The organism is Streptacidiphilus pinicola (assembly GCF_003258295.1).
Lineage (GTDB): Bacteria > Actinomycetota > Actinomycetes > Streptomycetales > Streptomycetaceae > Streptacidiphilus > Streptacidiphilus pinicola.
The window spans coordinates 64,276-70,595 of sequence record NZ_QKYN01000117.1 but is presented as its reverse complement, the minus strand read 5'-3'; the positions used below and the strand labels follow the sequence as shown (position 1 = coordinate 70,595).

Sequence of the window (6,320 nt, the reverse complement as noted above, 5' to 3'; positions counted from 1 at the left end):
CCGTCCGCCCCCGCGCCGAGGGGCGGGGTGACGGACCGCGGCATCAACTCCGGGCCCGGGGTCGGCTCCGGGTCGGGATCCGGGTCCGACGAGAGGTCAAGTGCCCTCGGCGCGGGGGCGGACGGCGGGGGCGACGGCTCGGTCTCCGCGGCAGGCACCTCGGCGAGCGGCTCCGGCGGCAGGACCTCCAGCCACTTGACGCTGTTCGCGAACTCCCACTCCTCCGGGACCGCGTCCCGCGGGTCCGCGGCGGTCGGCGGCTCGGCGACGGAGGAGCCGCGAACCCGCAGCTTGGTCGTCGGGTCGTAGCGTTCGTCGAGGTGGATCACCGACAGCGCACGGGAGAGCTCGGCGCCCGCGATGGGGTCGGGGAGCCACTGACCCTGCGCCAACCGCCGTTCCGCCCGGTCGATCTCCTCCTGCGTGAGCCTGGCCAGCATCTCCGCGGCGATCGGCCGCAGCGCCGGGTCCTTGTCGAGGCAGGCGCGGACCTCGGCCTCCAGATCCTCGGGGAGACCGGACAGCTCGGGCGCCCCGGTCACCACCTCGAAGATCACCTGCACCGGGCCGGAGCCCTCGAACGGGGCCCGGCCGGAGGCCGCGTAGGCCATCACGCAGCCGAGCGCGAAGACGTCCGCGGGCGGCCCGACCGGACGGCCCTGGACGTGTTCCGGCGACATGTAGCTGGGCGTGCCGACGACGTAGTCGCTGCCGGTCAGCGTGGTGTGGGTGTCCGTCAGCATCGAGATGCCGAAGTCGATCAGGCGGGGGCCCCGCGAGGTGAGCAGGACGTTGGAGGGCTTGACGTCGCGGTGCACGACCCCCGCCTCGTGCACCGAGCGCAGCGCCTGCAGCAGCCCGTACCAGAGGGTGCGGAGCGCGTCCGCCGGGAGCGGACCGTAGGCCACGACGCCCTCCTTGAGGGAGAGCCCGGGGATGTACGAGGTCGCCATCCAGACCAGTTCGTCATCGGCGGCCGAGGCGTCCAGGACGGGCGCGGTGAAGGCGTCCGCCACCCGCGACGCCGCCTGGACCTCGCGGTGGAAGCGTTGCCGCGCCTCCCCGTCCCGCACCAGGTCCGGGCGGAGCAGCTTGACGGCGACGGACCGGCCGTTGAGGGGACGCCCGAGGTAGACGATGCCCATGCCACCCTCGCCGAGCCGGCCGAGCAGCCGGTAGGGGCCGACGGCGCGCCGGTCGCCGGGCACGAGGGGCGACAGGCCGCCCGGCGCGGGCTTGGGGTCCGGTGCGGTCATCCGCGCCGCCCCGGCCGCCGCAGGCGCGAGCGGCCCTGCGGCCGCGACGCACCGAAGAAGATCTCCTCGGTGTGCCGCCGGTCGGCCCGGCGACGCCACTCGGCGAGCAGCGCCTCGTTGCTGCGCACCTCGGGGTGGTCCGACCCGAGCAGACGGCGCAGCTCCGGCAGGGTCTCGGCGTAGAGGCGGACACCCGTCCGCACGTCCCCGTCGAGCGCCGTCCAGTGGGCCAGCCGGACGCGGTTCACCAAGGTCACCTCGTCCTGGTCGCCGAGGGTCCAGGCGAGGTCGTCCAGCAGGTCCCGGATCAGCCCGACGGCGACGCCCACGTCACCGGATTCGGCGGCCCAGTGCGCGTGCTGACTGCGCGCCAGCAACGTCTCCCGCGCGTCGCGGCCGGCCACCCGGCTCAGGTCCGGCACGACCGCCTCGAAGAGCAGGCGGGCCCGCTTGGGCGCCCCGCCGATGCCGGTCCACTGGCCCAGCCGGGAACGGCCGAGGAGGGTGTGCAGGTCCTCGGCGCCGAGAGTCCAGTGGAGGTCGGGGACGAGGTTCCGGAACAGCCTGGCGGCCCGGCGGACCTCGCCGGCCTTTCCGGTCCACTGCGCGTGGTTGATCCGGCCGACCAGCGTGTCGCGGTCGTCTCCGCCGAGCACCCGGGCGAGGTCGGGGACGAGGCCCTCGGTCTGTGCGGCGGCCCCGGCCACGTCGCCCGCGACGCCGGTCCAGTGCGCCACCTGGCCCCGCCCGAGCAGGGTCTCCCGGTCCTCCGGACCGAAGACGCGGCCGAGGTCCGCGACCACCCGCTCGGCGAGCGACCTGGCCTCCGATGGTCGCCCCACCTCTCCGGTCCAGTGCGCCAGTTGGGCGCGGCCGACCAAGGTGGCCCGGTCGTCCGCGCCGAGGATCCGGGACATCTCGCCGATCGTGGCGGCGGAGAGCGCGAGCGCGTCGCCCGGGCGGCCCGACTGCCCCATCCACTGCGCGTACTCGATCTTCACCGCCAGGGTGTCCCGGTCGTCCGCCCCGAACAGGTCGATCATCTCGGTCACGACCTCGCCGAGCTCGTTGGCGGCCCGGTGCGCCTGCCCGTTGCGGCCCACCAGCCGGCCCGCCTCCCCTCGGGCCTGCAGGCGCTCGCGGTCCGTGACCGGGAGCAGCGCACCCGACGACCGGCCTGCGACGCCGGACCGGCGGGTGCGCGGCCGGCTCAGGATCAGGTCGGCGGCGTTGTTGGTGCCGCTCTGCTGCGGCTCGGGCTTGCCCTGCTCCCGCAGCCGGTCCCGCAGATGCTGGTAGAGGGCGCCGAGGGTGACCCCGTCCGGCCCGGCCCCCGGGAAGCCGTCGCGCAGCGCGCGGAGCAGCTCGCCGGTGAAGGCGGTGTGCCGCTTGCCCTCCTCGAAGTGCGAGGGTTCGTTGGGCGGCGAGGAGACCAGCGTGTACGCGCCCGTCGTCTTCAGCTGTTCGCCGATCGGCGACGGTCCCCCCGCGAGACCGCCGACGAGTGCGCGTCCGGAGAAGCAGCAGTCGAGGATGAGCACCCTGATCCGGGCCGGACTGTCGCTGAACGCCTCCTTGATCAGGGCCAGCGAACAGGCCGTCACGGAGGGGTACTTCTGGTCCGTCTCCGCCATGGCCAGGAAGAGCTCGGCCGACTGAGCGCCGATCAGGCCGTGACCGGAGTAGTAGACCAGCAGCACGTCCGTGGCCGCCCGGGCGGCGGCGATCAACGGGAAGCCCAGCTCCTTGTTGTCCTTCGGGTCCGTCACGACGGTGACGTGCTCGGCGGCGAAGGCCCCTGGCTGTCCCCGGACGAGGACGTTCCGGAGGTCCTCCACGTTGTGGGCGACCGCGGGCACGGACTCCAGCCCGCTGTCCGGGGCGTACTGCGCGGCTCCGATCAGGACCGCACGGGAGCGTGAGGCGTCGGGAAGTCGGAACACGGTCAGTCCACGGCGTCCCGGGCGTGCAGGGCGCTCTGTAGCACGGACTCCACGTCCGCCTTGCGGATGTGCTCGGCGCTCACCTCCATGCGGGTGCCGTCCGGAGCGACCGTGGTGACCTTGACGACCGTGGCCCGCGGCCGGCTCAGGTAGACCGTGAGCGAGCGCGCGAGCGTGGTGAGGGCCCCGCCCGCCCCCACGGCGACGACCAGGGTGTCCGCCAGCGACCCGAGCTGCCCGGGGCCGGCCTCGGGCACGACCAGCTGCACCCGCCCGCGCAACTCCTCCTCGTGCGAGAGCCAGGCACGCAGGTCGATCAGGGCGTCAGGGCCGCCGCTCTCCACAGCGAGCACGGATTCCACAAGACCACCTCTCAAAGGGCTGACGGTTGGTCGATCCATACTCTAGGACGCACCACCGACACGCTCTGTTCCCTTCGAAACACCAGTTTTGACAGAGCATCAGCACGCTACCCGGCGAGCGCACGGGCCCGGGCCGCCGTGATGACGACGGAGGGCTCGCAGCCGTAGCGGAGGGCCGCGGCGAGGGCGCGTACGGCCGCGCGGTCGGCGGTGGTACGCAGCGGGGAACGCCGTGGGAGGCGGAGCTCGGCCGCGGCCCAGGGCGGGAGCAGGTCCGCACCGCCGGCGACGAGGACGCGCATGGCCAGGCCGCGGGCGCGGTCCTGGACCAGCGAGCCGGGCGTGAGCAAGAACTCGACGGCGGCCAACGCCGCTTCGCTCGCGGCGAGTTCGGGCCGCACGGCGCGCAGGTGGGCGCGCACCTCGGCGACCGAGCGGGGGACGTCCGTGGCGCCCAGCCGTTCGGCGACCAGCGCGTACTCGTCGAAGTAGCGGTCCTGCTGATCGGGCGTCAGCGGCTTTCTGGCGTACCGCTGGTACCCGGCGAGGAAGGAGGCCGTCTCGGCGACGTGGACCCAGCGCAGCAGATCGGGGTCGGCCGCGTCGTAGGGGCGGCCGTCCGGGGCGACGCCGCGGACGTGGTCGTGGACGCGGCGCACCCGCTCGATCGCGGCCTCGGCCTCGGCGGTCGAGCCGTAGCTGGTGACGGTGACGAATCCCGCGGTGCGGTTCAGCCGGTCGATCGGGTCCTCGCGGTAGCGCGAGTGCTGGTCGACCCCCGCCATGGCGAGCGGATGCAGCGACTGGAGCAGCAGTGCGGCGACGCCGCCGGTGAACATGCCGGGAATGTCGCCGTGGACCAGCCAGACCACGCTGTCCGGCCCGAAGAGGCCCGGATCGCCGGGCGGACGGTCGTAGCGCGTGTGGTCGAGGCCCGCACCGTGGACGGTGGCGTAGACCTGGCGCTGGATGCGCTGCCTGATCAAGTCGCGAGGACGCACGCTTCTGTAGTACCGGAAAGATCCAAGGTTTGCCAGGTGACAGGCAAGGGAAACTTAAGTGAATGGTTGACACAGCCTTGTGATGCACGGCACGCCCAGGCTATACATACTATTTTGCCCGATTAGTCGCTTTGCTCTCGACTGCACCGGATGCCATAGTCGTTCCCGGAACGCCTCCGACCCGAGCGCGTCCGACGCCGGCGCGGCAACACCCCCTTGGCCGCGCAAGCCCCATGCAGGGGCCCCATGATCGAACGAGATCCCGTGGGGCCCCGCATTGTCATTTCGGGGCGGTACCCCTATGCCGCGATCCGCACCTTGAGCTCGAACCAGACCGACTTGCCCCGGGACAGCACATCCACGCCCCAGCGGTCCGCGAGCTCGTCCACCAGACAGAGCCCCCGACCGGCCTCGTCCTCGGGATCGCCCTTGATCAGACAGGGCAGCGCGCGCGACGGGTCGCGCAGCTCGACGCGGATCCGCCCGGATCCACGGAGCAGCCGCAGCACGAAGGTGCGCCCGCCGGTGTGCCGGACCGCGTTGGCGACCAGCTCCGCGACCAACTGCTCCGCCACCTCACCGTGGCCGCCCAGCCCCCAGGACTCCAGGGCGGACAGGGTGAGCCGGCGGGCGTGCGCGGTGACGCCCGGAGCCGCGACTAACGGAGTGCCGTCGCCCTCGGGCGAGAGCAACCGGGCCAGGTTCTGGAGCTCGCCATCGAGCTCGCCCAACCCGACGATGTCGACCAGCTCCGACCGCTCGTCGATCACCCTCTGCTCCCGTGCCACTTCACCCTGTACTGCCATGCCTCCATGATGGCGCGTCAGACCGCCCCGCGGGAGCGCATTGACCAAAAAATCATCGATTGCTTCGGGCATATGCCAAATTGCTTTGCATACGCGCAGGTCAGCGAAGCGGAGCCGGCGGGACCGCTTTCGCGGACCCCGCCGGCTCCCTGGTGATCCGACCTCGGATCAGTTGAACTTGGCCTTCCCCGGGCCCTGTTCGATGAAGCTGCGCATGCCGGTCTCCCGGTCCTCGGTGGCGAACAGGCCTGCGAAGAGATTCCGTTCGATGGTCAGACCGGTGTCCAGATCGGCCTCCAGGCCGCGGTCCACGGCCTCCTTGGCGGCGCGCAGGGCATATGCCGGGCCGGCGGCCAGCTTGGCGGCCCAGGCGTGGGCGGTGGCGAAGACCTCCGCCGCGGGGACGACGTAGTCGGCCAGGCCGATCCGCAGCGCCTCCTCGGCGTCGACCATGCGGCCGGTGAAGATCAGGTCCTTGGCCTTGGCCGGGCCGACCAGGCGGGCCAGGCGCTGGGTGCCGCCGGCACCCGGGATCAGGCCGAGCAGGATCTCCGGCTGGCCGAACTTGGCGTCGTCGGCGGCCACCCGGATGTCCGCGCACAGCGTCAGCTCGCAGCCGCCGCCGAGGGCGTAGCCGGTGACGGCCGCCACGACCGGCTTCGGGATCCGCGCGACCGCGTCGAAGGAGCCCTGCAGCGCCGGGCCGCGGTCCACCATGTCGGTGTAGCCCATGCGCTGCATCTCCTTGATGTCGGCACCGGCCGCGAAGACCTTCTCGCCGCCCCAGATGACCACGGCGCGCACGTCGGCACGGGCGGTGACCTCCTCGGCCACCTCCTTGAGCTGGTCCTGCATCGCGATGTCGAGCGCGTTCATCTTCGGCCGGTCGAGCCGAATGACGCCGACGCCGTCCGCGTCGACCTCGAGCGTCACGAAACGGTCCATCTGAGTG

At 72.6% G+C, this 6,320-nt stretch carries 6 protein-coding genes; all 6 read right to left on the bottom strand.

Translation table 11 applies throughout. From position 1 onward, the window contains the following. The coding region (locus tag DN069_RS28345; protein WP_133260065.1) for a serine/threonine-protein kinase at positions 1-1,256 on the bottom strand (1,256 nt) is incomplete at its 3' end. After that, the gene (locus tag DN069_RS42465) at positions 1,253-3,199 is read right to left on the bottom strand and encodes a caspase, EACC1-associated type (protein WP_111505682.1); all 1,947 of its coding nucleotides are present in this window, start codon (positions 3,197-3,199) and stop codon (positions 1,253-1,255) included. The genes DN069_RS42465 and DN069_RS28345, both read right to left, overlap by 4 nt. A 2-nt stretch (positions 3,200-3,201) precedes the next feature. After that, complete coding sequence (locus tag DN069_RS28335) at positions 3,202-3,561, bottom strand: effector-associated constant component EACC1 (protein WP_111505680.1); 360 nt, start codon at positions 3,559-3,561, stop codon at positions 3,202-3,204. Between the two features lie 107 nt (positions 3,562-3,668). Then, complete coding sequence (locus DN069_RS28330) at positions 3,669-4,562, bottom strand: oxygenase MpaB family protein (protein ID WP_111505678.1); 894 nt, start codon at positions 4,560-4,562, stop codon at positions 3,669-3,671. Between the two features lie 299 nt (positions 4,563-4,861). Next, positions 4,862-5,368: an ATP-binding protein gene (locus DN069_RS28325; RefSeq protein ID WP_243639829.1), complete on the bottom strand. Its 507-nt coding sequence runs from the start codon at positions 5,366-5,368 to the stop codon at positions 4,862-4,864. A gap of 168 nt (positions 5,369-5,536) precedes the next feature. Then, positions 5,537-6,313 carry an enoyl-CoA hydratase/isomerase family protein gene (locus tag DN069_RS28320; protein ID WP_111505676.1) on the bottom strand — a complete coding sequence of 259 codons (777 nt, stop codon included), beginning with the start codon at positions 6,311-6,313 and terminating at the stop codon, positions 5,537-5,539. Positions 6,314-6,320 lie beyond the last annotated feature (7 nt).